The organism is Citrobacter sp. NCU1, assembly GCF_010231475.1.
Lineage (GTDB): Bacteria > Pseudomonadota > Gammaproteobacteria > Enterobacterales > Enterobacteriaceae > Citrobacter_D.
Map to the genome: position 1 here is coordinate 1 of NZ_NRDO01000012.1, position 25,331 is coordinate 25,331.

The 25,331-nt window shown below is 50.6% G+C and carries 37 protein-coding genes; 25 read left to right on the plus strand and 12 right to left on the minus strand.

Going from position 1 to position 25,331, the window contains the following annotated elements; all coding sequences use genetic code 11:
* Nucleotides 1–402: 402 nt before the first annotated feature.
* The 16 genes from CJP72_RS04775 (at nucleotide 403) to CJP72_RS04850 (ending at nucleotide 7,404) form a co-directional block, all read left to right on the plus strand.
* Nucleotides 403–1,407, plus strand: coding sequence for a hypothetical protein (locus tag CJP72_RS04775; RefSeq protein WP_162379754.1), 1,005 nt, complete (start codon nucleotides 403–405; stop codon nucleotides 1,405–1,407).
* Nucleotides 1,408–1,415: 8 nt separating this feature from the next.
* Nucleotides 1,416–1,613, plus strand: coding sequence for a thioredoxin reductase (locus CJP72_RS04780; RefSeq protein WP_162379755.1), 198 nt, complete (start codon nucleotides 1,416–1,418; stop codon nucleotides 1,611–1,613).
* On the plus strand, nucleotides 1,610–1,768 hold the full coding sequence (locus tag CJP72_RS04785) for a hypothetical protein (protein WP_162379756.1): 159 nt from the start codon (nucleotides 1,610–1,612) through the stop codon (nucleotides 1,766–1,768). Before CJP72_RS04780 ends, CJP72_RS04785 begins: the two co-directional genes overlap by 4 nt.
* A complete protein-coding gene (locus tag CJP72_RS04790) occupies nucleotides 1,765–2,388 on the plus strand; it encodes an ERF family protein (protein ID WP_162379757.1) in 624 nt (207 codons plus the stop codon). Before CJP72_RS04785 ends, CJP72_RS04790 begins: the two co-directional genes overlap by 4 nt.
* The gene (locus CJP72_RS04795) at nucleotides 2,389–2,883 is read left to right on the plus strand and encodes a single-stranded DNA-binding protein (protein WP_162379758.1); all 495 of its coding nucleotides are present in this window, start codon (nucleotides 2,389–2,391) and stop codon (nucleotides 2,881–2,883) included.
* Between the two features lie 8 nt (nucleotides 2,884–2,891).
* Nucleotides 2,892–3,440, plus strand: coding sequence for a 3'-5' exonuclease (locus CJP72_RS04800; RefSeq protein WP_162379759.1), 549 nt, complete (start codon nucleotides 2,892–2,894; stop codon nucleotides 3,438–3,440).
* Between the two features lie 16 nt (nucleotides 3,441–3,456).
* On the plus strand, nucleotides 3,457–3,762 hold the full coding sequence (locus tag CJP72_RS04805) for a hypothetical protein (RefSeq protein ID WP_162379760.1): 306 nt from the start codon (nucleotides 3,457–3,459) through the stop codon (nucleotides 3,760–3,762).
* Entirely contained in the window at nucleotides 3,762–3,920 is a 159-nt protein-coding gene (locus CJP72_RS04810; RefSeq protein ID WP_162379761.1) for a DUF1317 family protein, read from the plus strand. Before CJP72_RS04805 ends, CJP72_RS04810 begins: the two co-directional genes overlap by 1 nt.
* Nucleotides 3,917–4,468 carry a phage N-6-adenine-methyltransferase gene (locus CJP72_RS04815; RefSeq protein ID WP_162379762.1) on the plus strand — a complete coding sequence of 184 codons (552 nt, stop codon included), beginning with the start codon at nucleotides 3,917–3,919 and terminating at the stop codon, nucleotides 4,466–4,468. The genes CJP72_RS04810 and CJP72_RS04815 overlap by 4 nt, the downstream gene beginning before the upstream one ends.
* Nucleotides 4,465–4,683, plus strand: coding sequence for a hypothetical protein (locus tag CJP72_RS04820; protein ID WP_162379763.1), 219 nt, complete (start codon nucleotides 4,465–4,467; stop codon nucleotides 4,681–4,683). Before CJP72_RS04815 ends, CJP72_RS04820 begins: the two co-directional genes overlap by 4 nt.
* Nucleotides 4,684–4,695: 12 nt before the next feature.
* Nucleotides 4,696–5,412: a DNA cytosine methyltransferase gene (locus tag CJP72_RS04825; RefSeq protein WP_162379764.1), complete on the plus strand. Its 717-nt coding sequence runs from the start codon at nucleotides 4,696–4,698 to the stop codon at nucleotides 5,410–5,412.
* Nucleotides 5,413–5,522: 110 nt separating this feature from the next.
* Nucleotides 5,523–6,002, plus strand: coding sequence for a hypothetical protein (locus tag CJP72_RS04830; protein WP_162379765.1), 480 nt, complete (start codon nucleotides 5,523–5,525; stop codon nucleotides 6,000–6,002).
* Nucleotides 5,983–6,204, plus strand: coding sequence for a TraR/DksA family transcriptional regulator (locus CJP72_RS04835; protein ID WP_162379766.1), 222 nt, complete (start codon nucleotides 5,983–5,985; stop codon nucleotides 6,202–6,204). The genes CJP72_RS04830 and CJP72_RS04835 overlap by 20 nt, the downstream gene beginning before the upstream one ends.
* The gene (locus tag CJP72_RS04840; RefSeq protein ID WP_162379767.1) at nucleotides 6,204–6,506 is read left to right on the plus strand and encodes a phage protein NinX family protein; all 303 of its coding nucleotides are present in this window, start codon (nucleotides 6,204–6,206) and stop codon (nucleotides 6,504–6,506) included. The genes CJP72_RS04835 and CJP72_RS04840 overlap by 1 nt, the downstream gene beginning before the upstream one ends.
* Before the next feature lie 5 nt (nucleotides 6,507–6,511).
* Nucleotides 6,512–6,751 carry a DUF4222 domain-containing protein gene (locus CJP72_RS04845; protein WP_162379768.1) on the plus strand — a complete coding sequence of 80 codons (240 nt, stop codon included), beginning with the start codon at nucleotides 6,512–6,514 and terminating at the stop codon, nucleotides 6,749–6,751.
* Nucleotides 6,752–7,167: 416 nt separating this feature from the next.
* A complete protein-coding gene (locus CJP72_RS04850) occupies nucleotides 7,168–7,404 on the plus strand; it encodes a helix-turn-helix domain-containing protein (RefSeq protein WP_162379769.1) in 237 nt (78 codons plus the stop codon).
* Here the strand turns inward: CJP72_RS04850 and CJP72_RS04855 are convergent.
* Nucleotides 7,362–8,570, minus strand: coding sequence for a tyrosine-type recombinase/integrase (locus CJP72_RS04855; protein WP_162379770.1), 1,209 nt, complete (start codon nucleotides 8,568–8,570; stop codon nucleotides 7,362–7,364). The genes CJP72_RS04850 and CJP72_RS04855 overlap by 43 nt on opposite strands.
* Before the next feature lie 454 nt (nucleotides 8,571–9,024).
* Between CJP72_RS04855 and yniD the strand changes: the two genes are divergently transcribed.
* The gene (yniD, locus tag CJP72_RS04860) at nucleotides 9,025–9,132 is read left to right on the plus strand and encodes a small membrane protein YniD (protein ID WP_162379854.1); all 108 of its coding nucleotides are present in this window, start codon (nucleotides 9,025–9,027) and stop codon (nucleotides 9,130–9,132) included.
* 166 nt (nucleotides 9,133–9,298) lie between these two features.
* On the opposite strand, the gene CJP72_RS04865 is transcribed toward yniD, so the two are convergent.
* Nucleotides 9,299–10,057 carry a DUF481 domain-containing protein gene (locus CJP72_RS04865; protein ID WP_162379771.1) on the minus strand — a complete coding sequence of 253 codons (759 nt, stop codon included), beginning with the start codon at nucleotides 10,055–10,057 and terminating at the stop codon, nucleotides 9,299–9,301.
* Between the two features lie 288 nt (nucleotides 10,058–10,345).
* On the opposite strand from CJP72_RS04865, the gene pfkB reads away from it, so the two are divergent.
* The 3 genes from pfkB (at nucleotide 10,346) to CJP72_RS04880 (ending at nucleotide 12,638) form a co-directional block, all read left to right on the plus strand.
* Nucleotides 10,346–11,278, plus strand: a complete 933-nt coding sequence (pfkB, locus tag CJP72_RS04870; RefSeq protein ID WP_162379855.1) for a 6-phosphofructokinase II — start codon at nucleotides 10,346–10,348, stop codon at nucleotides 11,276–11,278.
* Nucleotides 11,279–11,380: 102 nt separating this feature from the next.
* A complete protein-coding gene (ghoS, locus tag CJP72_RS04875; protein ID WP_162379772.1) occupies nucleotides 11,381–11,671 on the plus strand; it encodes a type V toxin-antitoxin system endoribonuclease antitoxin GhoS in 291 nt (96 codons plus the stop codon).
* Nucleotides 11,672–11,777: 106 nt separating this feature from the next.
* Nucleotides 11,778–12,638 carry a fructosamine kinase family protein gene (locus tag CJP72_RS04880; RefSeq protein ID WP_162379773.1) on the plus strand — a complete coding sequence of 287 codons (861 nt, stop codon included), beginning with the start codon at nucleotides 11,778–11,780 and terminating at the stop codon, nucleotides 12,636–12,638.
* An 84-nt stretch (nucleotides 12,639–12,722) separates the two neighbouring features.
* On the opposite strand, the gene CJP72_RS04885 is transcribed toward CJP72_RS04880, so the two are convergent.
* Nucleotides 12,723–13,262: a YniB family protein gene (locus CJP72_RS04885; protein WP_162379774.1), complete on the minus strand. Its 540-nt coding sequence runs from the start codon at nucleotides 13,260–13,262 to the stop codon at nucleotides 12,723–12,725.
* Between the two features lie 149 nt (nucleotides 13,263–13,411).
* On the opposite strand from CJP72_RS04885, the gene hxpB reads away from it, so the two are divergent.
* The 4 genes from hxpB (at nucleotide 13,412) to tcyP (ending at nucleotide 17,186) form a co-directional block, all read left to right on the plus strand.
* Entirely contained in the window at nucleotides 13,412–14,080 is a 669-nt protein-coding gene (gene hxpB / locus CJP72_RS04890; protein WP_162379775.1) for a hexitol phosphatase HxpB, read from the plus strand.
* Nucleotides 14,081–14,212: 132 nt separating this feature from the next.
* A complete protein-coding gene (gene kduD / locus CJP72_RS04895) occupies nucleotides 14,213–14,974 on the plus strand; it encodes a 2-dehydro-3-deoxy-D-gluconate 5-dehydrogenase KduD (protein ID WP_162379776.1) in 762 nt (253 codons plus the stop codon).
* A gap of 96 nt (nucleotides 14,975–15,070) precedes the next feature.
* Nucleotides 15,071–15,658: a metal-dependent hydrolase gene (locus tag CJP72_RS04900; protein WP_162379777.1), complete on the plus strand. Its 588-nt coding sequence runs from the start codon at nucleotides 15,071–15,073 to the stop codon at nucleotides 15,656–15,658.
* 136 nt (nucleotides 15,659–15,794) lie between these two features.
* On the plus strand, nucleotides 15,795–17,186 hold the full coding sequence (gene tcyP / locus CJP72_RS04905; RefSeq protein WP_162379778.1) for a cystine/sulfocysteine:cation symporter: 1,392 nt from the start codon (nucleotides 15,795–15,797) through the stop codon (nucleotides 17,184–17,186).
* A 62-nt stretch (nucleotides 17,187–17,248) separates the two neighbouring features.
* Here the strand turns inward: tcyP and cedA are convergent, their stop codons facing one another.
* The 8 genes from cedA to osmE all read right to left on the minus strand — a co-directional run bounded on the left by cedA (nucleotide 17,249) and on the right by osmE (nucleotide 23,592).
* Nucleotides 17,249–17,491, minus strand: coding sequence for a cell division activator CedA (cedA, locus tag CJP72_RS04910; protein ID WP_162379779.1), 243 nt, complete (start codon nucleotides 17,489–17,491; stop codon nucleotides 17,249–17,251).
* A gap of 204 nt (nucleotides 17,492–17,695) precedes the next feature.
* On the minus strand, nucleotides 17,696–18,454 hold the full coding sequence (chbG, locus tag CJP72_RS04915) for a chitin disaccharide deacetylase (RefSeq protein WP_162379780.1): 759 nt from the start codon (nucleotides 18,452–18,454) through the stop codon (nucleotides 17,696–17,698).
* Nucleotides 18,455–18,466: 12 nt separating this feature from the next.
* Complete coding sequence (locus CJP72_RS04920; protein WP_162379781.1) at nucleotides 18,467–19,816, minus strand: 6-phospho-beta-glucosidase; 1,350 nt, start codon at nucleotides 19,814–19,816, stop codon at nucleotides 18,467–18,469.
* Between the two features lie 125 nt (nucleotides 19,817–19,941).
* Complete coding sequence (chbR, locus tag CJP72_RS04925; protein WP_162379782.1) at nucleotides 19,942–20,784, minus strand: transcriptional regulator ChbR; 843 nt, start codon at nucleotides 20,782–20,784, stop codon at nucleotides 19,942–19,944.
* A gap of 11 nt (nucleotides 20,785–20,795) precedes the next feature.
* Entirely contained in the window at nucleotides 20,796–21,143 is a 348-nt protein-coding gene (chbA, locus tag CJP72_RS04930; RefSeq protein WP_162379783.1) for a PTS N,N'-diacetylchitobiose transporter subunit IIA, read from the minus strand.
* Between the two features lie 49 nt (nucleotides 21,144–21,192).
* Nucleotides 21,193–22,551, minus strand: coding sequence for a PTS N,N'-diacetylchitobiose transporter subunit IIC (chbC, locus tag CJP72_RS04935; protein ID WP_162379784.1), 1,359 nt, complete (start codon nucleotides 22,549–22,551; stop codon nucleotides 21,193–21,195).
* Between the two features lie 79 nt (nucleotides 22,552–22,630).
* On the minus strand, nucleotides 22,631–22,951 hold the full coding sequence (gene chbB, locus CJP72_RS04940) for a PTS N,N'-diacetylchitobiose transporter subunit IIB (RefSeq protein WP_238339998.1): 321 nt from the start codon (nucleotides 22,949–22,951) through the stop codon (nucleotides 22,631–22,633).
* 302 nt (nucleotides 22,952–23,253) lie between these two features.
* Entirely contained in the window at nucleotides 23,254–23,592 is a 339-nt protein-coding gene (gene osmE, locus CJP72_RS04945; protein ID WP_162379786.1) for an osmotically-inducible lipoprotein OsmE, read from the minus strand.
* A 226-nt stretch (nucleotides 23,593–23,818) separates the two neighbouring features.
* On the opposite strand from osmE, the gene nadE reads away from it, so the two are divergent.
* A complete protein-coding gene (nadE, locus tag CJP72_RS04950) occupies nucleotides 23,819–24,655 on the plus strand; it encodes an ammonia-dependent NAD(+) synthetase (protein ID WP_162379787.1) in 837 nt (278 codons plus the stop codon).
* Nucleotides 24,656–24,721: 66 nt separating this feature from the next.
* On the opposite strand, the gene ves is transcribed toward nadE, so the two are convergent.
* The gene (gene ves / locus CJP72_RS04955) at nucleotides 24,722–25,297 is read right to left on the minus strand and encodes an environmental stress-induced protein Ves (RefSeq protein ID WP_162379788.1); all 576 of its coding nucleotides are present in this window, start codon (nucleotides 25,295–25,297) and stop codon (nucleotides 24,722–24,724) included.
* Nucleotides 25,298–25,331 lie beyond the last annotated feature (34 nt).

Sequence of the window (25,331 nt, forward strand, 5' to 3'; positions counted from 1 at the left end):
CGGAACAATTTGAAAACCAGAATCTCGCTTAGGGTTGTGTCCACATTACGTGGGTAAGATCAATGTTCCTGCTGAGCTACAGTGGGCTGAAGATGATTCAACGATGCCTGATATCTCTTTTGAATCGCTACCTGATGCGGTTGAGTGCCCTTTCTGCAAACAAAAACCAGCCATAAAGGCCTTTGAGTGGAATCAGGGATGCAGGATTAACCCTGAGCCATACATCCTAAATAAATTTCAGATTAAGTGCTGTGGATGGATTGCCCCTGCTACCTTTGACTCTCCCATCACGGCGATTGAGTCCTGGAACTCAAAACTAACCCATTAACCCCCCACCCCATTCAACCAACCAGTCTGGCATTAAGCGGACGAGGTTCGTGCAATCAAAATTCAGGAGAACCCATGAGCGAAGTAACGGATTTAGTCGTCATTGAAAAGCAGAACGCGATGGCAGTGTTCACCACCAAAGAGCAACTCGACCCGATTATTGAGGCGATCGAGAAAGAAGCCCGTAGCCTGGTGCCGGACTTATCTACCAAGAAAGGCCGTGACGCCATCGCATCAATGGCGCACAAGGTGGCCCGCTCAAAAACGTACATCGATAACGCTGGCAAATACCTTGTCGCCGAACTGAAGGCGCTACCGAAGCAGATCGACGAAAGCCGCCGGATTGTGCGTGAGCGACTCGACGCGCTGAAAGATGAAGTCCGCCGCCCTCTCACCGAATGGGAAGCCGAACAGGAGCGTATCGCAGCTGAGAAAGCTGCCGAAGAAGAACGGCTCCGCATCGAGGCAGAGGAAAAGGCAGCCCTCGAGGCACTCAAGAAGCAGGTCGAAACTGACCACGAAATGGCACTGCTGATGAACGATGCCTTCGATCGTGACGCCATGGCGAAAGCTGAGGAAGCGGAACGCCAACGCATTGCTCACGAAGAAGAACTGAAACGCCAGGCGGCAGAGCAGGCAAAACGCGAAGCAGAAGAAAAAGCAGAGCGTGAACGCGCTGAAGCAGCACGTCGTGAGGCGGAGTTGAAACTGAAAGCCGAGCAAGCAGAACGTGACCGTATCGCCGCTGAGCAGAAAGCGGAAGCTGATAAGAAGGCAGCCTCAGAAAAGGCAGAACGTGACAAACAGGCCGCCATTGCCGAAGAACAGCGTAAGGCACAGGAAGCCGCCGACAAGGTACGCCGTGAAGCTGAAGCGAAGGAAGCCGCACGACTGGCAGAAGAGAAGCGTATCGCCGATGAAACAGCGAAACGTGAGGCTGACGTTAAGCACCGCAAGATTGTAGGCACTGACATCGTCAACGCACTGACTGCCAATACCAGCATCACTCGTGAACAGGCGATCGAAGTCCTCACAGCTTTGAAAGATGGCCTGGTGCCACACGCAAAAATTAACTACTGAGGTGATTCATGGATATCACATGCGAATGCGCAGAAATGCGCACGTCTGTAGGGCCGCATAACACCATTCAACTTGAACTTGAAGGCGTGGTTCTGTCCGGCACCGTCAACACTCGCGAAGTACTCAATCAACTGGACGGCGCTGTCGTTCTCGAATGGCTGGCTGAGCAGGGATACGTCATCACCCATCAGGAGCAAGCAGCATGAGCGCAGCAGAACGATGGGATGACGATGCTTTTGTCCGGCTGATGAGCGACGTTATCCCCATCACGCCGGATGACAAAGACGAGCCGGTTAACCTGGCGGCAGAACGTCAGAACCCGGTAATCAACTGGGACGAATTTGCGGGGAACTTTCAATGACAGAGAAAAAGGTATACGCAGCAATCAGCGCAGTAGCCAAGGATATGGCTACCACCGGAATAAGCAAGGATCGAAAAAACGCGCAGCAGGGATTTAACTTTCGCGGAATCGACCAGGTCTACAACGCGCTGGCCCCTGCCCTTGTTAATCACGGGCTTCTTATCCTTCCACGGATTACTGAGCGAACTGTTACTGAACGAACAACGCAGAAAGGCGGCGTCCTGTTCTACGTCGTCGTTAAGGCTGACTTCGATTTCGTCAGCACTGAAGACGGCAGTATTCACACGGTGACAACCTACGGTGAAGCGATGGACAGCGGTGACAAGGCCACCAACAAGGCCATGTCGATCGCCTACAAATACGCAGCGTTTCAGGCCTTCTGCATTCCTACTGAGGAAACTGCGATCGACGCCGACGCTGAAGTTCATCACGTAAATCCGGCAGGCGCCGACCAAATCCTCGCCGAGTTCACTCAGTACGCAAGCTCAGAAAATGACAGCACAAAACTCAAGGAAGCGTACGCAGCAACCTGGAATCGATTGAATGGTTTCCCCGATCACCAGGCGAAGTGCAAAGACGTATCCGGCATTCGAATCAGAGAACTAAAACAGGCGGCATAAATGGCAAGCAAAGGCGTAAACAAGGTGATCCTTGTGGGGAATCTCGGACAGGATCCGGAGGTTCGTTATCTGCCGAATGGTGGAGCAGTGGCCAACATCACGCTTGCTACTTCCGAATCGTGGCGTGATAAACAGACAGGCGAAATGAAGGAGCAGACCGAATGGCACCGTGTGGTGCTGTTCAGCAAACTGGCTGAAGTTGCCAGCGAATATCTGAGAAAAGGCTCTCAGGTTTACATCGAAGGCCAGTTGCGTACCCGCAAATGGACAGATCAGTCAGGCGTTGAAAAGTACACCACAGAGATTGTTGTCAACGTCGGCGGCGTCATGCAGATGCTTGGCGGACGGCAGAACGGCGGCGCACCGGCGGGTGGTGGTCAGCAGCATACAGGCAACCAGTCAGGCGGTGGCCAGACTCGTCAGCAGCAGAAACGCAGCACTCCAGCGCCGCAGAACGAACCGCCCATGGATTTTGACGACGATATCCCATTTTAAGGAAGAATATGAACCACTTAATGATTGACCTCGAAACTATGGGCAACGGCCCATACGCGCCGATTATTTCTATTGGTGCCGTATTTTTTGATCCGAACACCGGAGTAACAGCAGACGATTTTCAGGTTAATGTTTCACTTGAATCATCGATGCGATTCCGTGCCAGACCTGACGCCTCAACAATTTTGTGGTGGATGGAACAAGGGGAAGACGCTCGGAAGTCATTAACCACTGACACACAAGACCTTTCAAGCGCGCTTTCATGTCTGTCTGATTTCATCGGTAAGCATGCCAATCCGCGGTTCGTTCAGGTATGGGGGAATGGCGCTTCATTCGACTGCGTTATTCTCCGCAACAGTTATGCATTAACAGGCCAACAGCCACCATGGCAATGGTGGAATGACCGTGACGTTCGCACCATGGTAGAGATGGGCAAAGTAATCGGATTCGACCCTAAGCGCGACATGCCATTCGATGGCACCCGCCACAACGCGCTTGATGATGCCATTCACCAGGCCAAATACGTTTCCGCTATCTGGCAGAAACTGACCAACTAATATCAGGAGCATCAACATGTCTTCACCTCTTCCCGGGGCGGGATATCTTCGCCCGATAAAGCGATCCGGCACCAAAGAAGAGGTGCTGGCTCGCTTGTTCGATCATCTCGACAAAACGCTGGGGAAGCCGTGCGTACCTGAGAGCAAGGAAGCTCGCCTCCTCCGGCATTCAGAGGAGCTATGGAGCAAGCGAGTGTGGCGGGACAACTTTGAAGCATCATTCAGACCAGCCTGGCAGATTGTCGGGCCGGTTCAACCAACCTATACCGACGATCGGATGCGTAATTACCGTGGGCGCTTCGGTCATACAAGGAGCGACTGATGACACATGCTCACGACGACATCGTTGTTTACGGCGTCCGCCTGCCATTCATTACCGGTCAGAACGGATGGTTAATGCCATGGGGTGATGTGATTTGCAATCCGCTTAAAGCACAGCGCCTGGCGGAAGAATACAGAGAAAGACAGGAGGCAGCATGACCGACTACACCGGAAGTAACACGCCAGCAGAACAGCGCGATCTGTGGCTTACACCACCCGCTTTATTCGCCGCGCTTGATGCTGAGTTCTGCTTTCAACTGGATGCCGACGCAGCGCCGCATAACACGCTGTGTCGCAAGTTCATCACCGCCGAGCAGAACACACTTGAAACGCCGTGGAGTGACTATCTCACCATCCCCGGCCATGTCTGGCTCAACCCACCGTATAGCGACATCACGCCGTTCGTGAAGAAGGCTGCAGCCGAGAGCGCCAATCAGATCGGCACGGTCATGCTGGTTCCTGCTGACACTTCGGTTGGCTGGTTCAAGGAGGCGATCCAGTCTTCCAGCGAGGTGCGATTCATCACTGCCGGGCGCCTGGCATTCATCAACCCGGTCACCGGTAAGCCAGTCTCGGGAAACAACAAAGGGAGCATGCTCATCATCTGGCGACCGTACCCGCGAACACACTGCCATTTCGCAACTGTGGATCGGGACGAGTTGATGGCTTTCGGGGCGAAACTTCTCGCCCGCCGGGAGGCTGCATGACGCCAGAGCAAGAGAATGCCTGCCGCGCCGCATGCCGTCGATGCACCGAGGAAATCAGGCAGGCAATGAGCAAAAGGCCAAAGCCTAACTGGGAGGCCACCGTGAAGCCAATCATCCAGAAACATCACAGGCAGGTTGCGCCGCTTGGTGTCAGCCTTCTGGAGTTCGTCGTTAAAACTGGCCGCCTTAATGGCCGGTACGGAGTGGAATCGTGATTAGGGGGTTACGTGAATGAGCTGGCTCTTTTCGCAGGCGCTGGCGGAGGAATACTCGGTGGACACCTCCTTGGCTGGCGAACAGTTTGCGCAGTTGAACGTGATGCCTACGCCGCACAGATTCTCGCGCAACGACAAAACGATAGAATTCTCCGACCTTTCCCGATTTGGTCTGACGTGTGCAGTTTTAACGGAAAGCCGTGGAGAGGAGTTGTTGATGTCGTTTCTGGCGGGTTTCCGTGCCAGGACATCAGCTCAGCCGGTAGAGGTGCAGGAATCGATGGGGACAAGTCTGGACTCTGGAGAGAAATGGCAAGAATCATCGATGAGGTACGACCTAAATACGTCTTCGTGGAAAACTCACCGCTCCTTATTGGAAGAGGACTTGCAAGAATCATCAGTGACCTTGCCGAAATTGGGTTTGATTGCCAGTGGAGTCGTGTTTCAGCAAAAGAATGTGGTGCGCCTCATAAACGAGACCGTTTGTGGGTGGTCGGGAGAAATGTTCGCGACACCTCAGGCGAGGGATTACCGGTCAGGCTCTTTGGCGAGATGGAACGACCCGCGACGCTCACGCAACCTCAACGACCAAGTTGGTGGCCTGCTGAACCCGGAGTGGGAAGAGTGGCTAATGGGGTGGCCCATCGGGTGGACAGAATTAAAGCCCTTGGCAATGGACAAGTTCCAAGAGTGGCTGCGGCAGCATTCTCCCTGCTTAAACCAGATTGAGGACGCTGCATGACGCTAACCAACCGAATCACCAGGTCGCTACAGCGGCCTTTTTTATTGCTCGCGTTCACCTTCACCAGAATAAATCAGCAATTCAGGGAGCACTAAAAATGAGCTTCGAATACATCAACTTCCAATATGGCGTTACCGCCTGCGTAGGCCGGCGAGTTATTGCGTATGGAGAGCATGGAACCATCGTTAAGGATTTCGGCCACTACATCGGCGTTGTGCTGGATACAGCGCCACATTCGTCTCCTGAGCGCTACCACCCCACTGACGGCATTGTTTATGGCGATGTTGTCGATTATGAGCCACCAAAAATCAGCGCCAGAAAACATAAAGCCAAGTGCAATTATCAGGAGTATCTGGACGCTGACTGTGGTTACGAATTCCATGAATGGTTGGGGATTAACAAACCATGCGTGGATTACGACCACAAAGGAAACTGCCGGATGTATCGGATAGGAAATTACCGTGATGTGAGTATTTACGGAGAGTGGAAGCCAACAAAGAAAGAGGCCAAAGCCAGTTACAAAGAGAAATTAACTCAATTCTTGAAGGGGTATCGCCATGACAGCCGAAATAATTGATCAGGCCAACGAACTGGCCGAGCAACGTCTGCAACTTACCATTCAGGCTCACCGACTCAACCGCAACGCCGTATCAGCAGAGCACTGTATTGAGTGCGGCGATCCTATCGACGAGAGACGACGCGCTGCCGTGGCTGGTTGCCAGACGTGCGCCAGTTGCCAGGAAGAAATCGAATTGAAGAATAAGCAAAGGGGAATGTGATGGATTACAGCACGATGAGCGATGGTGAAATCAGCGTTGAGGTAGCCAAGGCATCAGGAATAAAAGAATTCGGAATTCATGATGGGGCAGCACTTTTAATTAAAGATGCAGTATGGACGAAGTTCGATCCATGCAACAACCCGGCTGACGCTTGGCCGATTATTGAAGAACACGAAATTAACATCCTCTGGAACTGGAATGATGAAGGTGTTCATGGTGCTACCGCCAGTCCTCTATACGAGTATGAGCACCCTAATGCTCTGCGCGCTGCTATGACAGTATTCCTCATGAAGCATGGGTAATCCTCATGTTTCAACTAATCCAGCGCGGTCAGACATACGCTGACCAATCAGGTTGGCCCGTCGTAATCCATTCCACCACATCACAAATAGTCCGCTACTGGCGACAGGGCCGGATCAACACCGCGTCAATCGACCGATTCAATCAAAATTTCGAGCACCTCGACCACCACGAGGCGGCACAGATACGCGCCGAACTGGAGACGAGCGAGCACATTAAATCGCTGCGCGCTATGCGGGCGGCATGAGGAGAGAGTATGGCATTCATAAGCCAGCGCAATATGCGCGGATGGGCAAAATCGCCATCAGTTAGATTCCGGCAAATAAAGTCCGGTTACGGAGGAGGAAGCGTTAGCAAAAAAGTCCCACTGCGAGGTAAGCGAATTGATATTCAGATAGATGAGGACACCAAGAGTATCCGGCTTGGTGTTGATAAGGACGGAGTTTCGTGCAGTGCCACAGGCACGTTTTCATGTTCGCTTAAAGTCTTCCAAATAGTCGGATGTGAAAGAATCGACCTCGAAGACGGTAATGATGGTTGGTGGTACGGAAAATACTGAGCGTAACTGATAGCCAGTTATGAGCTGGCTATTGGGTGCGAAAGCCCAACCATCGTTATCATTTTCCCGGCCGCGCGCCGGGTTCTTTTTGCCTGGAGAAAAGCATGCAAACAACAATCAGCATTCAACCGGTTCTGGTTAACCGTGAGCGCATTCAGGAGATGCTTGGTGGTATCTCCAGAACGACATTTTATCGCAAGCGTAAGCAGTGGGAACAGGCAGGAACACCATTCCCACAGGAAGTGGAAGAGCTTCATCCACCAAAAGGCGGCGCCCTGTTTCGTTACGTTGAGGTCATTCAGTTCTGCAAAGACAAGGGGCTGCTTTCCGCGCAATCCTGAATTTTCTTCGCCCACAATTCTGCTGCTTCCTGTTGCTCGGGGATGTAATCGTACTGGTCATAGATAGCCAGCATCCCCGTTAATTTATGCCCCAGTATTTTCTCTGATACATGGGGCGCAACTCCAAGCTCTGCCATTTTGGTTTTGCACGTTCTTCTAAGATCATGTAAAGACCAGTGATCCCCTCCCATAACATCCTCAACCTGTTCGGCCAGTGATATTAATGTGCTGGCAGACATGGGCCTGTCTTCCTGTAACTTAGTTGGAGGAAAGACGATCGACAGGTTCGGGTAGATGTCGAACACCTGCTGAAGATAATCAGCGGCAAGGTTTGATATCCCGCGAACAAACCTCTTACGCGTCTTTGAGTTCTCCTTCGGGATAACCCACTCCCTGCCCTTCAGGTCAAAATCCCCCTTCTTAGCCAGGCGCAATTCGACGCCACGGCATCCAGTAAGCGCAACAATCCTGATCAGCATTTTGTTTTGCCATGACATCTTTGTTCTGTCGATAGCATTCCAGAACACGCCAATCTCATCGTCGTTAAGAAAGCGCTCACCGTCTTCCGGCCTTGAACCAATGTCGTTCAACTCAAGAAGCATGAGTGAGTTGGAGGTTATGCGCTTGCGCCTTAGCGCGTACCGGATCACCTGCTTCATCTTTACCAGGACATTTCCGGCCTGAACTGGAGAGCCGGCCTTCGTAATGCGTAGGAAGATTTTCTCCCACTCAACCGGATCCATTTCATTGGCGATGAGCTTCCCGTAGTTGTCGGTCACGTGAAGCTTCAGCATCCGCTTCCAGTAGTCGAATTTAACCAGAGATTTTACAGACGGGCTTTCGAGCCACTCATCGACCAGCATGCTGATACTTGGTGACTGAGACACCTTAGCTTTGTTCATCTTTCTCTGAATTGCCGGATCGCGACCTTCCTCCAGCCACTTCTTGCACTCCTCCATCGCCTCTCTGGCTTCCCTGATAGACATTTGCCCATAGGTGCCGAGTTTCAGCCGAGCCGGTTTACCGTTAATCCGGTATCGATACTGAAAGGTGATTAGTCCCTTGGGGCTGATCCTGGCAGACAATCCGCCGCCATCTGCAATCTCAGAAGGGCCATCATATGGCTTACCATCAATGCGTCTGAGTTTAGTGTCGTTAAGAGGCATGGAAATCCCTGTTCGTTTTAACGCGAATTGGTACACGATTTGGTACACAGATTCTACGGCACGAACAAGGATAAGATGAACTAAATTGAAACGGGTAAATAAGAGAAAGTGAGACAGTGTGCGGAATTAGTGAAACGGGAAGGAACAGAAGAGAATGAAGAGAAATGCCGGATGTTACTTACACGAAAGATCACATACAAAGTTTCAGTGTTAAATTTATCAAAAAGTAATGGACTGATTCCCGCTTCACTCTGCGAAATATGTCACGTACCACCCGCGTGGCGATACCGTAACCTACGTCCGCTTTTTGATAATACCGTTTGACAGTGTACACGGCATTGTCTGTCGTTCAAAGCCGCAATCACACTGATCCCTATGATGTAAATCAACTCACTGACTTGCCGCGACTTTGTTACACTCAGAAAATCAGTGTGGATTTAACAGGAAAAGGAAAATTCCGACGAACCGCTTTGCGAAAAAACACTGGAAGATGGTGGTCGTATTGATTGCCATCTGTGGTGCAATGCTTTTGCTGCGCTGGGCGGCGATGATCTGGGGTTAACTTCAGCAAAATGACGAAGCGTTAAGTGCTGTCTATTCCCTACGCAATAATAAAACGCAAATGCGCGCGAATATTACCTCATCGGTGATGACTGAAATAACTTTCTGAAAAGAATAACCACGCACTTTATAATAGCCGGATCGCCTGTAGACGACCCGGCGCGCATTTACATCTTATAACCCAATGAAACTGTCGTACGGCGATCCGTATGCTCTGGTGCCGTTTCCGGTGGCTCGGAGTTCCAGGTCACATTATAGGCAACCTTCAAACCGAAATGTTCATTGATGGCGACATCCAGAGCCGTCTCCGAATTGAGGGTGGTATCGTCCGCCCCGAACACTGACACGCCCTGCGTGAATTTAGTGGTATCCGTCATCTGCCAGGCGTAAGCGCCTGAAGCATAACCGAGCGGCTGAGTTTCTGTCGTATCATCGGTGCGTTCGTCATAACGAACGCCGGGACCGAATTCAAAACGGAAACTGTGTACCGGCCCATTGAGAAACTGACGACCATAACCTGCCGTCGCAATGTCACGCTCGTGGTAGCCGTTGTAGCGGTCGGTAAGCCAACTAGCCTGACCAAAAAGATAATCATAATCTGTGGTGTTAAAACGGCTACGACCGCCCACTGCATATTTTTCCGAGGAACGTTCATCATTTGATGAGGTGTTGCTGGCATTCCCCCACAGCGACCATGCGGTGGTTTGCCCGTACCAGGTCATGGTGGTGTCCGCCGTCAAGGAAGAACTTTGGGTATTGCCTGACTGAGCAAGGTATCCCGCATTCAGGTTACCTTCAAAGGGTTTCTTCGCGGTGGTGGGATCATCCATGACAGTAAAAACGGAATCATCGGCGGCGGCATGCATTGACGCAACGACGCCACCCGCCAGCATTAATGCAGCGGGTACTGTCTTCAAAAGCTTCATTTATAAAGAGTCCGTACAACAAAAAAAGAGACCATGACGGTCCCGGATTCCTTCTTAGGGATCAAAGACAAACGATCGCTGGAAAGGTAACAAATTATAAAAAGGCTCGAATAACATAGCAATGAATTCTTATTTCATTTTTTGAATAAGGGCGTTGCTAAATCAATAAATTATTTATATCTACACATAATGCAAATTTTGAATAAATAGCCACTAAATCATATCGTTAATTACTTCACTTTCCTGGCGTTCGGTGCCAGACTGAATTCAGCCTAACAGGAGGTAATGATGGTACGTATCTATACGTTAACACTTGCGCCCTCTCTCGATAGCGCAACACTCACTCCGCAAATCTATCCCGAAGGGAAACTCCGCTGCACGTCACCGGTTTTTGAACCCGGCGGCGGTGGTATCAACGTCGCCCGCGCAATTTCACATCTTGGCGGTACCGCCACTGCCATTTTCCCTGCGGGCGGTGCCACCGGCGAACACCTGATCGCCCTATTGGCCGATGAGCATGTTCCCGTCGCGACAATTGAAGCCAAAGACTGGACCCGCCAGAATCTGCACGTCCACGTCGAATCCAGCGGCGAGCAATATCGCTTCGTGATGCCCGGCGCATCGCTTACCGATAATGAATTTCAACTGCTTGAAGAACAGGTACTCGAAATTGAATCCGGGGCGTTGCTCGTCATCAGCGGCAGTTTGCCGCCCGGCGTCAAGCTGGAAAAACTCACACAGCTTCTCTCGGCTGCGCAGAAGCAAGGCATCCGCTGCATTGTTGACAGTTCAGGGGAAGCGCTCCGCGCTGCCTTAGATATCGGCAATATTGAACTGGTTAAACCCAACCAAAAAGAACTGAGCGCCCTGGTCAATCGTGAACTCACCCAACCTGATGACGTACGTAACGCGGCCCTGGAGATTGTGAAAAGCGGTAAAGCACATCGGGTTGTGGTTTCTCTGGGTCCACAAGGTGCGTTGGCAGTCGATACCGACACCTGCGTTCAGGTCGTCCCTCCCCCAGTCAAAAGTCAGAGCACCGTGGGTGCGGGTGACAGCATGGTTGGCGCCATGACGCTTAAACTGGCTGAGGGTGCGTCTCTGGAAGATATGGTGCGGTTCGGTGTTGCCGCGGGGAGCGCAGCAACGCTCAATCAGGGGACTCGTTTGTGCTCTTCTGAGGATACACAAAAAATTTATGCTTATCTGACGCAGTCATAACGGTTTCCCCTCCTTAATTGTGAGGGGATTCGCCGACAAATCTGTCAGCATGATGATTCTCCGTCTATGCTGAAAAGTCATGTGATTACAAAGAGGTGAATTATGGCCAGTGGTGACATCACCCGTTATGTCATAACCGTAACGTTTCATGAACACTCTTTGACGGAAATTAATGAGCTTAATAACCACCTGACACGCGGTGGTTTCTTACTGACCCTGACGGATGAAGACGGAAACGTACATGAACTGGGCACAAACACCTTTGGTCTCATTAGCGCACTGAGTAAAGATGAGGTGACGGCACTCACCGCAGGGCTGGCTGAAAGTGCGTTAGGCAATAAACCCGGAATTTCCGTTGCCACATGGGAGGAGTGGCGAAAAGACAAGCAATAAGTGCCATTACAGCGACGACGCGGCTCAGGTGTGCGTCAGTTCGTGTTTTTTTACCGCATTTATGCGCTAACCTTATGATCTGGCAGACAACATGGGGAGAGACATCATGTGGCAGGCTATCAGTCGTCTTTTAAGCGAGCAATTAGGTGAAGGCGAAATCGAACTGCGTAATGAACTGCCTGGCGGAGAGATCCATGCCGCATGGCATTTACGCTATGCGGGACGTGATTTTTTCGTTAAGTGTGATGAAAGAGAACTCCTTCCGGGCTTTACCGCCGAAGCTGACCAACTGGAATTGCTCTCTCGCAGTAAAACCGTTACGGTGCCAAAAGTGTGGGCCGTCGGTTCGGACAGAGACTACAGTTTCCTGGTGATGGATTATCTCCCGCCCCGTCCGCTGGATGCCCATAATGCGTTTATTCTGGGTCAGCAACTCGCGAATTTGCACGCATGGAGCGAACAACCGCAATTCGGTCTTGATTTCGATAACGCACTCTCTACCACTCCGCAACCCAATGCCTGGCAACGACGCTGGTCAACCTTTTTCGCAGAACAACGTATCGGTTGGCAGTTAGAGTTGGCTGCAGAAAAAGGAATAGCGTTCGGTAACATCGACGCTATTGTTGAACATATTCAACAGCGACTCTCCTCGCACCAACCACAACCCTCACTTTTACATGGCGATCTGTGGTCTGCAAACTGTGCACTGGGACCGAATGGGCCTTATATCTTTGACCCTGCCTGCTACTGGGGTGACAGGGAGTGCGATCTGGCGATGCTGCCACTGCATACCGATCAACCTCCACAGATCTATGATGGCTACCAGTCTGTTTCCCCGTTACCGTTAGATTTTCTGGATCGCCAGCCTGTCTATCAGTTGTATACGTTACTCAACCGGGCGATTCTGTTTGGCGGGAAACATTTGGTCATTGCGCAAAAAGCTATGGACAGGCTGCTGGCAGCATAGTGCTTGTGCCCGATGGCGCGACGCATATCGGGCCACAACAACTCACCGTAAGCCGGATAAGGCATCAGCGCCATCCGGCATTTTTTATCCGACAAATCCCAGCACAGAAAAGAAGACGTAGCCGAGCACGATAATAATCACCGGCAGGATATAAAGCGGGAAATACTGCAGAAAGATGCTGTGATGTGGCACGACGATACGCGACTCGATCTGTTCGCGCGATATCCCTTCAGCGCCTTTGGCTTTCTCCAGGATCAGTTGATCCTCAACCCCCTCACGGAGAAAACGCGCCTGACGGCTCATCCTGGCGCCAGAGTCCTGCAACGCAAGACCAATGAAGATCAGGGCAAAAATCACCCAGAACATCACATTGATACTGTTTTGAAAATCCGGTGTCGGCGAGTTGTACCAGAACAAGTTCAGAAACGGAGTATTCACGCGCATCATGTCAATCATCACATGAGCAAAATCGAGCATCACCGCATTAATCCCCTCCTGCTTCTCGCTGTGGGCGTACATAAACTTCAATACCGACACCAGCGTAGAAATCAGCGCAGGGATGAAAATCACCCATCCCATAATCCTTTTTAAGATAGCAATGCGTCCAGCTTGTTGATACGTCATGAGTTCCCCTTGATAAAGACGCGTCGTTTTGGCCTTAAGTCTACCTGCTGATAACTGTTTTCGCCCGATCTTTAAAGACGCTATGATACGTTAGTAACCATAATGTACGCTCAATACCTTACGTTTTAATCTCAACAGGAGAGGTTGTGATGTCAACCCCGCGTCAAATTCTTGCTGCAATTTTTGATATGGATGGATTACTGATTGATTCCGAGCCGCTATGGGATCAGGCTGAACTGGATGTGATCGCAAGTTTAGGCGTAGATATCGGCCGCCGCCATGAACTCCCGGACACCCTGGGTTTACGTATCGATATGGTCGTCGACTTGTGGTATGCACAACAGCCCTGGAAGGGACCTGATCGTCAGGAAGTCACTGACCGAATCATCGCGCGGGCTATCGCACTGGTAGAAGAAACGCGCCCACTGCTGCCTGGCGTCCGTGAGGCCGTTGCCCTGTGTAAATCTCAGGGATTACTGGTCGGTCTGGCGTCAGCCTCCCCGCTGCATATGCTGGAAAAAGTCCTGACCATGTTTGGCCTGCGCGAAAGCTTCGACGCCCTTGCCTCAGCGGAAAAACTCCCCTACAGCAAGCCGCACCCACAGGTTTACATCGACTGCGCAACCAAACTGGGCATAGACCCGTTAGCCTGCGTCGCGCTGGAGGACTCCGTCAACGGCATGGTGGCGTCAAAAGCCGCACGTATGCGCTCCATCGTCGTTCCCGCACACGAGGGTCAACACGATGCGCGTTTTGCGCTCGCCGACGTCAAGCTAGCCTCATTATCCGATCTTACAGCCACCCATTTACGTGGCTAACCGTCAGGGGCAATAGCGCTTTGCCCCTATTATTTTTTAAAACAACGTTTCATTTTTATTGAATTCCCTCACAACCTCTTCTATCCTTCTTTTAGAAGTTATCGCTGATAAAAATGGGTAGCCGGGGTAAGTATGATTTTGGATACGTTTAGTCTGTCGGGAAAAACAGCGATCGTTACCGGTTGCGATACCGGACTTGGCCAGGGTATGGCCGTCGCGCTTGCTGAGGCAGGTTGCAACATCGTTGGTGTAAACCGCAAGATACCCCAGGAGACGGCAGCGAAAGTTGCGGCGCTGGGCAGGCAGTTTATGACGATTCAGGCCGACCTGAGCCAGCAAAGCGCTATCGCGGATATCGTCAGCCAGACGGTAGCGAAATTCGGGCGGGTGGATATTCTGGTCAATAACGCCGGGACGATTCGCCGCGACGATGCGCTCTCTTTCAGCGAAAAAGACTGGGATGACGTAATGAACCTGAATCTCAAATCTGTTTTCTTTCTTTCACAGGCCGTTGCGCGTCAGTTTTTACAGCAAGGTGATGGCGGAAAGATCATCAATATTGCCTCCATGCTCTCTTTCCAGGGCGGGATCCGTGTTCCCTCTTATACCGCCTCCAAAAGCGGTGTGCTGGGCCTTACCCGTTTGCTCGCCAATGAATGGGCGCCACACCAGATCAACGTCAATGCCATCGCCCCGGGGTATATGGCCACAAACAATACGCAGCAGTTGCGCGATGATGCCGGGCGCAGCAAAGAGATCGTCGATCGTATTCCGGCCGGGCGCTGGGGCACACCTGACGACCTGAAAGGCCCGGTGGTTTTTCTCGCCTCAGACGCTTCTGCCTACATCAACGGCTATACCCTTGCTGTTGACGGTGGTTGGCTGGCACGCTAATCACCACTTTTGTGACATAGGGTTACAACGTCACCTCTTCCGCCTACTGTACAAAAACCCTATACTGTATGAATTGACAGTTTATTGGGTTCTATCATGACGGCGGAAGGCCACCTCCTTTTTTCAATTGCCTGTGCGGTATTTGCCAAAAATGCCGAGCTCACGCCCGTTCTCGCGCAGGGAGACTGGTGGCATATTGTCCCTTCAGCAATTCTGACCTGTCTGTTGCCTGACATTGATCATCCAAAGTCATTGCTCGGACAGCGGTTAAAATGGGTCTCCAAACCGATTGCCAGGGCTTTTGGTCATCGCGGATTTACACACAGTTTGTTGGCGGTGTTTGCGCTGTTGACGACGTTTTATTTGAAAGTCCCGGAGAGCTGGATAATCCCGGCTGACGCCCTGCAGGGCATGGTACTGGGCTACTTAAGCCATATTCTGGCCGATATGCTAACGCCGGCAGGCGTCCCTCTGCTCTGGCCGTGTCGCTGGCGCTTTCGTCTGCCAATACTGGTTCCGCAAAAAGGCAACCAGCTGGAGCGTTTTCTCTGCATGGCGCTGTTCGCCTGGGCCGTGTGGATGCCGCAAACAATCCCCGAAAACAGTGCAGTACGTTGGTCTTCGCATATGATCAATACGCTGCAATTTCAGTTTAACCGTTTTATAAATCACCAAATTGATTAGTAAATCGACGTAACTGTCACTTTTGGAATAAACAATTCCATTTGAATATAAGAGGCAACTCACAGTTCTGCTAATCTTGCGTCAACAGAATCGCTGTAACGAAGCGACATAGATAAAAAAGATCAGGAGAACGGGGATGAATTTTCCATTAATTGCGAACATTGTGGTGTTCGTTGTACTGCTGTTTGTGCTGGCGCAAGCCCGTCACAAACAGTGGAGTCTGGCAAAGAAAGTACTGGTGGGTCTGGTGATGGGCGTGGTCTTTGGCCTTGTCCTGCACACGATTTACGGATCTGACAGCCAGGTCTTAAAAGATTCAGTTCAGTGGTTCAACATTGTCGGTAACGGCTATGTGCAACTGCTGCAAATGATTGTTATGCCGCTGGTCTTCGCCTCTATCCTGAGCGCGGTGGCACGCCTTCATAACGCATCTCAACTGGGAAAAATCAGTTTTCTGACCATCGGCACCTTGCTGTTCACCACGCTGATTGCCGCGCTGGTGGGGGTACTGGTGACTAATTTGTTTGGTCTGACTGCTGAAGGTCTGGTTCAGGGTGGCGCAGAAACCGCACGTCTGACGGCGATTGAAACCAACTATGTGGGCAAAGTGGCCGACCTCAGCGTACCGCAGCTGGTATTTTCATTCATCCCGAAAAACCCGTTTGCCGACCTGACCGGGGCGAACCCAACCTCGATCATCAGCGTGGTCATTTTCGCCGCATTCCTCGGCATTGCAGCGCTGAAACTGCTGAAAGATGACGCGCCGAAAGGCGAACGCGTGTTAACCGCTATCGATACCCTGCAAAGCTGGGTGATGAAACTGGTCCGTCTGGTGATGCAGTTAACGCCTTATGGCGTACTGGCACTGATGACCAAAGTCGTGGCGGGTTCTAACTTACAGGACATCATCAAGCTGGGCAGCTTTGTCGTGGCGTCATACCTCGGCCTGGCGATTATGTTTGTCGTACATGGCGTTCTGCTTGGCGTCAATGGCGTTAGCCCGCTGAAATATTTCCGCAAAGTGTGGCCTGTCCTGACCTTTGCCTTTACCAGCCGTTCCAGCGCAGCGTCGATTCCATTGAACGTTGAAGCGCAAACGCGTCGTCTGGGCGTTCCGGAATCTATCGCCAGTTTTGCGGCCTCTTTTGGCGCGACGATTGGCCAGAACGGTTGTGCGGGTCTGTACCCGGCAATGTTGGCCGTTATGGTGGCACCTACCGTTGGAATTAACCCGCTGGATCCCGTATGGATTGCCACGCTGGTCGGTATTGTCACGGTAAGCTCTGCGGGTGTTGCAGGTGTGGGTGGCGGCGCGACGTTTGCAGCATTGATCGTTCTGCCTGCGATGGGACTGCCGGTCACGCTGGTTGCCCTGTTGATTTCCGTCGAACCGCTGATCGATATGGGGCGTACTGCGCTGAATGTCAGTGGTTCAATGACGGCAGGTACCCTGACCAGTCAATGGCTGAAGCAAACGGATAAAACCCTTCTGGACAGTGAGGATGATGCCGAACTGGCTCACCACTAATTCATTCCCATGATGTGTAAAAAACCGCCTGTAGGACATACAGGCGGTTTTTTTATATCCCATTATTCGGCCAGCTCATTTTCCTGGCGGATCTGATTTGCCCAGCGCTGCGCTGACTCCGGAAGAGTAAACGCAGGCGATCGTTGAAACGACTCCCCCATTAAGACAAATGCGACGTATTTTCCACGCAAAATCCACACGTCACGAAATGCGTCCATTTTTATCGCGTGTTCCGGTGGCGCAGGCTCCACACGAGGAACATAGCTGATAACCGGGCGATTTTGTTGGCGAAGAGGTTTCATCATCAATTGTTTCACTAAAGGCAAATTCAAAAAATCAGAAAAACACTATCTTAGCCGATTTTGCCCCCCGGCGTCCTGTCCCGCATGTGCGGTTACACGCATCGTGGCGATCACAACAAGAGAATGGAAGAGGAAATAGCGCGCAGCAAACATAAAACGGGGCAAAATAAAAAAATGCGGCGCCTTCTCGCGCCGCAAACTCAGGCTCTACACATCAAGAAAACTGCCGAGACGATACCCACGTTCCGCAATGGCATTTTTCAATGACGGGGACGTAAGCACATCAAGTTCAGTCAAGCGGGGGTAACAATAGGCGCTCTGACGAAGAGTATTATCGACAAAGGCCGGATGACACATAACTTCAAGAGATGCTTCGCCTTTTTCTGCTGAAGCGTCAAGCACCTGCAGAAACAGCGACTCAGAAATCACCTCACCATAAAACGCACTGCTAAACCCTTGTGAGCTTCGCAGCCCCCTCGGTAAATCGGTATCTTTAAATACCGTCTGGCGATCAATTCGCAGTGCTACGCCCTGCTGTGCGGCAAAATGCGCCACCCGCGGGAAAACCTGCGGGAACATATGGACATGGTGATGACTGTCCAGATGCGTTGGCGCTTTACCAAACAGTTCTATAAAACGCTGATACTGACATTCCAGTTCATGGGAAATTTCGTCCAGCGGTAAGCTATCCTCTTCCGCCAACTGCCAGATCCATTTCCCCAGACGGCCATCACGGGTCAGGCCGGGCATCTGCGTTAACGGTTTCCCCAGCGTCAGAACAAAATGCATTCCTACCGCAAGCTCAGGGACTTCACGGCTTAGTTGAACGGCATGATCGATAGCGTCGCCATTGACCAGCGCGGTCGTGGACGTGACCACGCCATGACGAAAACTGTCCACAATGCCGTAGTTTTGCCCTTTGCTCAGACCAAAATCATCCGCATTCACAATCAATAAGCGTTCCATAGCCACCCTCTGTTAATGTTCTTTGAGCTTTTCAACGCAGTCAGCAAAACGAGGCAGCCACTTTTCATGCGCCAGAATCAGTTCGCGCGCCAGGCTCTCCGCATCACGGTCAGAATGCACCAGCGGGCTCAGGTTAAGCGCCAGCAAGACATCATTAAATTCACCACTCAGCGCCGCCTTACTTGCCGCGACTTCAAACCCTTTAATGGTATAGATAAGACCCAGCACTTTCTCGTCAAAATGCGTAATACGCGGATGTGGCGTTGCGCCATTGCGTCCTAACGTACAGGTCATTTCTACCGCCCAGTCAGCCGGAATATTGTCAACATGCCCATGATGTGGAATGTTGACATAATGTTCAGTCTGCTTGTCATTATAAATTGCGTTAATCACTTCACAAGCGGCGTCGGAATAATATGCCCCGCCGCGCTGCTCAAGTTCTTTCGGCTTCACATTAAGTTCTGGATTTTTATACAGGTCAAAAAGTTGTTTCTCCACTTTTTGCACAACCTGAGCGCGAGCGCCACCTTTATAATATTCCCCTAATTCAATGGCCAGCATCTCTTTCTGTTTGAAATAATACAGCAGATAAGAACACGGCAACAGATTCAGAGAGCGAATTAACCCTTCGCTAAATGGCAGATCGAAAATATTCTTCACCGTTGAGGCTTTCAACACACCGGAAGCAACACCGTCGAGAAGTTCGGCAAAGCGGGATTCACCATTCACCAGCACATCTTTAATAAAGACCATATGGTTCAAACCAAACAGGTCAATAGACAGGTCGTCCTCTGCCGATAATTTCAGCACGTCATTAATAAACATTTTCATGCCAACCGGAATATTACACACACCAATGAATTTCTTGAAGTTAGTGTGCCGATATACCGCTTCAGTCACCATCCCTGCCGGGTTGGTAAAGTTAATCACCCACGCATTCGGGCAGAGTTCTTCCACATCGTTGATGATGTCGAAGATAACCGGAATGGTTCGCAGCCCTTTGAACAGACCACCGGCACCGTTGGTCTCCTGACCAAGATATCCCTGACTGAGCGGAATACGCTCATCCAGTTCACGGGCTTTCAGTTGACCCACGCGCAACTGGGTCGTGACAAAGTCAGCCCCTTTCAACGCTTCACGGCGGTCCAGGGTCTTAAATAATTTCATCGGCACGCCAGCCTTGTCGATCATTCGCTGGCAAAGGTCAAAAATAATATCCAGTTTCTCTTTACCGCCTTCCACGTCAACCAACCATAATTCAGAAACCGGTAATTCGTGATAACGTTTAATAAATCCTTCAAGTAATTCAGGGGTGTAGCTGCTCCCGCCACCAATAGTGACGATCTTTAATTGCTGGTTCATAATATCTCCCTTCAGTGTAAACACACTGGCGTGTATTATGCTTCGCCCAATATGGGACAGCCGTATGGCGTCCCAGAATTATTTTCGGGCAAGCTTTAAAATAATTAAGCAGAACAAATAAATCGTTATTGATTTATTTCAGTCAGTCTTTTCCGATAACTGTTCGGCGTGAATGACGTCAATTTTTTAAAGGTTTTAATAAACAGACTTGGGCTACTATATCCCGCTTCATACGCGATATCTGTCACCGAATAGTTGGTCATTTCCAGCTGTTTTTTCGCAAAATTGATGCGGATTTCATTAATAATCTGCATCGGCGTTTTGCTGTAATACCGCTGGGTCGCGCGAGTCAGATACTCCTGGGATTTTGCAGACAGGTGTACCATATTTTCCAGCGCGTTTTCACCAAACCGCGTTTTGTCGTGCATCGCCTCCACGGTGGCTTTAAGCCATTGCGGAATATCGCCAATCACCTGCTCTTCCCGGTAGTGCCGTAACCGATTAATGATATAGAAGGTGACCACTTCTATAAACTCATCCAGTTCGTTATCACGAAAGTTGAGCGACGCAATCACTGTCTCGATATAGGTGAGAAAGGCGCTGTTTGCCCGATACACCTGCGATGCCACAAAACAAAACGGTAATAAAGGGTGATAATGCTGTTCAAAAAAACGTTTACTGATACCGACATTCAGAATACGCGTGGCGCCAAATTCATAAAAACTTTGATGGTGCGACCCCAGAGGGATAAAAACAAAGTCTCCACGTTCCAGCAACACCCGTTTGCCGTTGATTTCCTGATAATAGCGACCGGTTAATACAAGGGTGAACTCGTAGTAATCGTGCTGGTGCAGCCCACTGATACTCTCAGTTTTGTTGTAGATAAACACATGGAAATTTTTGCCGTTGAAAAGCTGCTGCTCAAAAGCGGTCGCAATTTCCGGTGCGTTAACCTGTAGCTGCATCATATTTCCCCTCGCTATTTCAACTTCTCGTGAAGCTCTATCAACTCGGTGACCAGTTCGCGCGCCAGCATTGATGTCATCAGATGATCCTGAGCGTGTACCAGCACCAGACTGACTTTCATTTTACCTTCACCCTGATCGCCTTCAATCAGTTTAGTCTGCACAAGATGCGCTTCATTGAGCGCCATCCGCGACTGCTCCATCATCGCTTTTGCAGACTCAAAATCACCCTGCTTGGCCTGCTTCAGTGCGGCGTATGCCAGGCTGCGAGCCTGACCCGAATTGATGATAAGTCCCATCACCACTTCTTCAAGTTCTTCCGCTTCTGACTGTGTATCCACAATATTTTCGAGATCGATCATCATCCGTCCTCTGGTGTGTCCCGGCATGGCACGCCATGCCGGAGTCAATTTAGAATTTCAGTGCGTTAGCAATATCTTCTTCGCTTTCTTCTTCATCAATCGCGTTCTGTGCCTTGTTGGCGACCACAACGAACGGCAGATAAATCAGCGTGGCGACACCAAGGTTGAACAGAGCGACCAGCAAAGCCGCGACACTACCGTTGGTGTTAAAGAATGCCCCTAAGCCGGTTGGCATCGTCCACGGCGCGATGTTGGTAATCGGCGGGATAATCCCCATGTAATAGGCCACCAGCGTGATACCGGCCAGAATCGGTTGTACCAGAATGAATGGAATAAACATCACCGGGTTCATGATAATCGGCAAACCGAACAGAATAGGTTCGTTAATCTGGAAGATACCGGAAGGTAGCGCCAGTTTCGCAACCTGACGATAATCCGCACGACGCGATGCCAGGAAGATAGCAATAATCAGGCCCAGTGTTGCACCGCTGCCGCCGAGGAAGATGTAGGAGTCCAGCATAGGTTTTGCCCATACGTGGAACGTCTTACCAGCTTCCAGGGCCGCATCTACAGAACCAAACTGTTGGTAGATTGCGATGTTTTCCAGAGCCCAGGGAGTCATGATGCCGCTGTCCAGCGCTGTCAGCGCCAGTGAACCGTGAATACCGAAGAACCACAGCAGCGGAACAAAAAGAACATATGCCCACCCCACCACACTGCCCAGCGACGCCAGCGGTGTAGAAATGGTGTCCATAATAATCTGGTGGAAGTTTGAACCGTAATTTGCCAGCGCCCAGGCAATAATCCCCATAATGGAGAGAATAATGAAACCTGGAATTAATGCCGAGAATGAACGTGAAACTGAAGTAGGCACACTGTCCGGTAATTTAATCACCCAGTTGCGGTGAACAATAAAGGTAAACATTTCGGCCACGACCAGACCAATAATAATACCGGAGATAATATTAGCGCCACCTAACCAGTTTGCCCCCACCGCATAGGCTTCGCCTACACTGTATGGGGTTACGGTCATAAAGGCTGCGACAGATAACAGTCCGGCGGCCAGTGAATCGACTTTGCGCTCTTCCGCCAGCGCCATGCCGATAAAGAATGGCGCCATCAGGGACATGATGCCCAGCGTACCGTTATAGACGTTTCCGCCGATGCCTTTCAGACTGTTCAAATTCTCAATCGTCGATGCATCAAGCCGAATGCCTAATGAATAAAAAAACGACCCCTCCCCAAAGCTAAGGAAAACGTTATTGATCAAGACAAACATGGCCCCAGCAAGGGTCAGCGGCATTAAGCGAATAAAGCCGTTTTTGATTGCATTGACGTGCGGCTGCTTTCCTATTTTAACAGCGAAAGGAAGGAGTACCTTTTCAAGTGAAGCAATGGCGTTACTCATAGAAAAATACCCTTAAATACCGCAATAAAATATTGCGGTGAATGTTTATGAAATAACTCTTTGACGGGAAAAATTAAAATTAATGCGCAGCGGCTTTTTTAATTGCTGCAACAGCAGCCTTAAGCACGCCTAAACCATCGACCTTGCCATACAGCAGCGAGTCAATTACTTCTACAGGTTTGCCCGGTAGCAAACGCTGAATTTCAGGCAACATATAAGCAATTTGCGGGCCTAATAAAACGACATCTGCAACAGGTCCCTTTTCTCCGGCCAGAGTCTCAGGAAATGCTTCAATAACGACCGGAACTTCATATTTCTCAGCCTGGGCACGCATTTTCGATACCAGTAACGATGTCGACATGCCCGCAGAACAAAACAGATAAATGTGTTTCTTTTCCATAAAAACGTTCCTCATGTGCGATTGTCTGTCAGCCAGACATTGCGCAAGCCTTAACCTGCATCCATGCCCTGGGTAACTTGCGTAACCGAAATTACTTTTTTAGGTGGCTGAAATGAGTATACGGTATCGAACCTATGGATGGTATTTCCTTGACCTAGCAAATTGTCTCTCATTGACCTTGCGTTATGACTACCTTCACATTTTGGGCAAATAATTCGCGATAATAAATAAGATTATCATCGCCATAAAAAACCGGCGCAGTGGCCGGTTCTCTCAGATGCTCTGGCATTAGGCAGGAGTGACTACTTACCTGTCTGCGGGTCGGTGTCATACTCTTCACAGGTTTGGTAACCTGAGTTAATGACATGTCCAGTGTCGTCCAGCGCGACAAAGTAGCTTTCTATTTTATCATCCCGTTGACCCAGAATGTACGTCTGGCAAGTACCGCGAGCATGCGTCATGCTCACTTCGGAATAAGGTTTCCCGGCAACTTGTGCAACCTGCGCCCGGCTCATACCTTTCTTCACATCTTTGACGACAGGTTGTACAAATTGGTCTTTGGTACGGTCATACGCCGTACACCCTGCCAACATCGTCATTACGGCCGCTGCGCTTAGAATTCCTGCCATTTTCTTGTTCATTTTCCGTCCTCTTGTTTATCAGCGTGTTAGATAAGCCTGGAATACATCAAACCATTTTTCAAGCTTACTATTCCTACGATACGTGTTTCGGATAATTCTCTTTAAACCAAATGTTCTCTTTTTAGGCCGTAAATTGCGCCACTCGTGCCGGTGAGCCTTGTCGTTTACGCAGCAAAGCGTTAGCTTTAACGCATCGTGATTATTTTGATCGTTTCGGAGGAGTTGAATGACTCTGCAGCAAAAGATTATCCAGGCGCTTGGCGCAAAACCGCACATTAATGCCGAAGAAGAAATTCGCCGCAGCGTGGATTTTCTAAAATCCTATCTGAGCACCTACCCCTTTTTGAAATCGCTGGTTCTGGGGATTAGCGGCGGTCAGGACTCCACATTAACCGGTAAATTATGCCAGATGGCGATAACGGAGCTACGGGAAGAAACGGGTAACGCGAGTCTGCAATTTATTGCCGTGCGTCTGCCATATGGCGTACAGGCTGATGAACAAGACTGCCAGGATGCTATCTCCTTTATTCAACCTGACCGCGTATTGACCGTTAATATCAAAGGCGCCGTGCTGGCCAGCGAGCAGGCGTTGCGCGAAGCGGGCATTGAGCTGAGTGACTTTGTCCGTGGCAATGAGAAAGCCCGCGAACGGATGAAAGCACAGTACAGCATCGCCGGAATGACCAGCGGCGTCGTGGTGGGGACCGATCATGCGGCAGAAGCGCTGACCGGGTTCTTCACCAAGTACGGTGACGGCGGTACCGATATCAATCCTATTTTCCGTCTGAATAAGCGACAGGGGAAGCAACTGCTCGCCGCCCTGGGCTGTCCAGAGCATTTATATAAGAAAGCGCCTACCGCCGATCTCGAAGACGATCGCCCTTCGCTTCCTGATGAAGCCGCACTGGGTGTCACCTATGACAATATTGATGATTATCTGGAAGGCAAAACGCTGGCGGCCGAAACGGCAAAAATTATTGAAGGCTGGTATTTAAAGACGGAGCATAAGCGCCGCACACCGATTACCGTCTTTGATGATTTCTGGAAAAAAAGCGAGATCTGACCGTCACGTCAGGCCGGATAGCGCGTCCTCTATTCGGCCTGTCATTGCCCACAACACAATGTGAAATTATTGCACCGACGCTGGCGAATGACCCGCCAGCCAGGTGATCTCGCTAAACAGCAGTTTCCCCTCGGATTTCAACAACCGCAACGTATGTCGTCCATCATCCCAGCAGGCGCCTTGATCGGCCGTCAGTAATTTTTCACCCAACTGCCAGGCTCCGCTAATGACAAACACCACGCCGCCACGCGAGCCAAATGTTGTAAAGGAGCGATCGGCAACCCTGACTTTCGCCTGACAACAATCACGGCGGGTCATAATATTGAAATCCATCGACATTTTCCCCTCCGTCAGTTTCGCTTTCACCGCATGCTCGCCCGCAAAAGTAAACGGCTGATACTGTTTAAGGGTGTGGGTAAAGGTCTTGCCGCCGTCCAGAGTGACTTCCCCCCCTTCCAGCAACGTAATCACGCGTTCCACCCCAGGGAAAAGCGCGAATTCGCCGTTGCCGGCAATTGAGGCGATGCTCGCGCGCCAGTGAAAATCGCGCGTCGCCGGAGGAAAACAGCAAATTTCTCGCGTTTCACCTGCCCCATTACGCCAGAGGTTTACCGGCATTTTACGGATATCAAAGTATTCCATCGTCACTCCTGAAAGATGCGGTGCGCCAAATCAT

Excerpts from the sequence above, each read along its gene's own strand:
- CJP72_RS04775 (WP_162379754.1), top strand. The coding sequence starts at position 403 with ATGAGCGAAGTAACGGATTTAGTCGTCATTGAAAAGCAGAACGCGATG.
- CJP72_RS04780 (WP_162379755.1), top strand. The coding sequence starts at position 1,416 with ATGGATATCACATGCGAATGCGCAGAAATGCGCACGTCTGTAGGGCCG.
- CJP72_RS04785 (WP_162379756.1), top strand. The coding sequence starts at position 1,610 with ATGAGCGCAGCAGAACGATGGGATGACGATGCTTTTGTCCGGCTGATG.
- CJP72_RS04790 (WP_162379757.1), top strand. The coding sequence starts at position 1,765 with ATGACAGAGAAAAAGGTATACGCAGCAATCAGCGCAGTAGCCAAGGAT.
- CJP72_RS04795 (WP_162379758.1), top strand. The coding sequence starts at position 2,389 with ATGGCAAGCAAAGGCGTAAACAAGGTGATCCTTGTGGGGAATCTCGGA.
- CJP72_RS04800 (WP_162379759.1), top strand. The coding sequence starts at position 2,892 with ATGAACCACTTAATGATTGACCTCGAAACTATGGGCAACGGCCCATAC.
- CJP72_RS04805 (WP_162379760.1), top strand. The coding sequence starts at position 3,457 with ATGTCTTCACCTCTTCCCGGGGCGGGATATCTTCGCCCGATAAAGCGA.
- CJP72_RS04810 (WP_162379761.1), top strand. The coding sequence starts at position 3,762 with ATGACACATGCTCACGACGACATCGTTGTTTACGGCGTCCGCCTGCCA.
- CJP72_RS04815 (WP_162379762.1), top strand. The coding sequence starts at position 3,917 with ATGACCGACTACACCGGAAGTAACACGCCAGCAGAACAGCGCGATCTG.
- CJP72_RS04820 (WP_162379763.1), top strand. The coding sequence starts at position 4,465 with ATGACGCCAGAGCAAGAGAATGCCTGCCGCGCCGCATGCCGTCGATGC.
- CJP72_RS04830 (WP_162379765.1), top strand. The coding sequence starts at position 5,523 with ATGAGCTTCGAATACATCAACTTCCAATATGGCGTTACCGCCTGCGTA.
- CJP72_RS04835 (WP_162379766.1), top strand. The coding sequence starts at position 5,983 with ATGACAGCCGAAATAATTGATCAGGCCAACGAACTGGCCGAGCAACGT.
- CJP72_RS04840 (WP_162379767.1), top strand. The coding sequence starts at position 6,204 with ATGGATTACAGCACGATGAGCGATGGTGAAATCAGCGTTGAGGTAGCC.
- CJP72_RS04845 (WP_162379768.1), top strand. The coding sequence starts at position 6,512 with ATGTTTCAACTAATCCAGCGCGGTCAGACATACGCTGACCAATCAGGT.
- CJP72_RS04850 (WP_162379769.1), top strand. The coding sequence starts at position 7,168 with ATGCAAACAACAATCAGCATTCAACCGGTTCTGGTTAACCGTGAGCGC.
- CJP72_RS04855 (WP_162379770.1), bottom strand. The coding sequence starts at position 8,570 with ATGCCTCTTAACGACACTAAACTCAGACGCATTGATGGTAAGCCATAT.
- CJP72_RS04865 (WP_162379771.1), bottom strand. The coding sequence starts at position 10,057 with ATGAAGCTTTTGAAGACAGTACCCGCTGCATTAATGCTGGCGGGTGGC.
- pfkB (WP_162379855.1), top strand. The coding sequence starts at position 10,346 with ATGGTACGTATCTATACGTTAACACTTGCGCCCTCTCTCGATAGCGCA.
- ghoS (WP_162379772.1), top strand. The coding sequence starts at position 11,381 with ATGGCCAGTGGTGACATCACCCGTTATGTCATAACCGTAACGTTTCAT.
- CJP72_RS04880 (WP_162379773.1), top strand. The coding sequence starts at position 11,778 with ATGTGGCAGGCTATCAGTCGTCTTTTAAGCGAGCAATTAGGTGAAGGC.
- CJP72_RS04885 (WP_162379774.1), bottom strand. The coding sequence starts at position 13,262 with ATGACGTATCAACAAGCTGGACGCATTGCTATCTTAAAAAGGATTATG.
- hxpB (WP_162379775.1), top strand. The coding sequence starts at position 13,412 with ATGTCAACCCCGCGTCAAATTCTTGCTGCAATTTTTGATATGGATGGA.
- kduD (WP_162379776.1), top strand. The coding sequence starts at position 14,213 with ATGATTTTGGATACGTTTAGTCTGTCGGGAAAAACAGCGATCGTTACC.
- CJP72_RS04900 (WP_162379777.1), top strand. The coding sequence starts at position 15,071 with ATGACGGCGGAAGGCCACCTCCTTTTTTCAATTGCCTGTGCGGTATTT.
- tcyP (WP_162379778.1), top strand. The coding sequence starts at position 15,795 with ATGAATTTTCCATTAATTGCGAACATTGTGGTGTTCGTTGTACTGCTG.
- cedA (WP_162379779.1), bottom strand. The coding sequence starts at position 17,491 with ATGATGAAACCTCTTCGCCAACAAAATCGCCCGGTTATCAGCTATGTT.
- chbG (WP_162379780.1), bottom strand. The coding sequence starts at position 18,454 with ATGGAACGCTTATTGATTGTGAATGCGGATGATTTTGGTCTGAGCAAA.
- CJP72_RS04920 (WP_162379781.1), bottom strand. The coding sequence starts at position 19,816 with ATGAACCAGCAATTAAAGATCGTCACTATTGGTGGCGGGAGCAGCTAC.
- chbR (WP_162379782.1), bottom strand. The coding sequence starts at position 20,784 with ATGATGCAGCTACAGGTTAACGCACCGGAAATTGCGACCGCTTTTGAG.
- chbA (WP_162379783.1), bottom strand. The coding sequence starts at position 21,143 with ATGATCGATCTCGAAAATATTGTGGATACACAGTCAGAAGCGGAAGAA.
- chbC (WP_162379784.1), bottom strand. The coding sequence starts at position 22,551 with ATGAGTAACGCCATTGCTTCACTTGAAAAGGTACTCCTTCCTTTCGCT.
- chbB (WP_238339998.1), bottom strand. The coding sequence starts at position 22,951 with ATGGAAAAGAAACACATTTATCTGTTTTGTTCTGCGGGCATGTCGACA.
- osmE (WP_162379786.1), bottom strand. The coding sequence starts at position 23,592 with ATGAACAAGAAAATGGCAGGAATTCTAAGCGCAGCGGCCGTAATGACG.
- nadE (WP_162379787.1), top strand. The coding sequence starts at position 23,819 with ATGACTCTGCAGCAAAAGATTATCCAGGCGCTTGGCGCAAAACCGCAC.
- ves (WP_162379788.1), bottom strand. The coding sequence starts at position 25,297 with ATGGAATACTTTGATATCCGTAAAATGCCGGTAAACCTCTGGCGTAAT.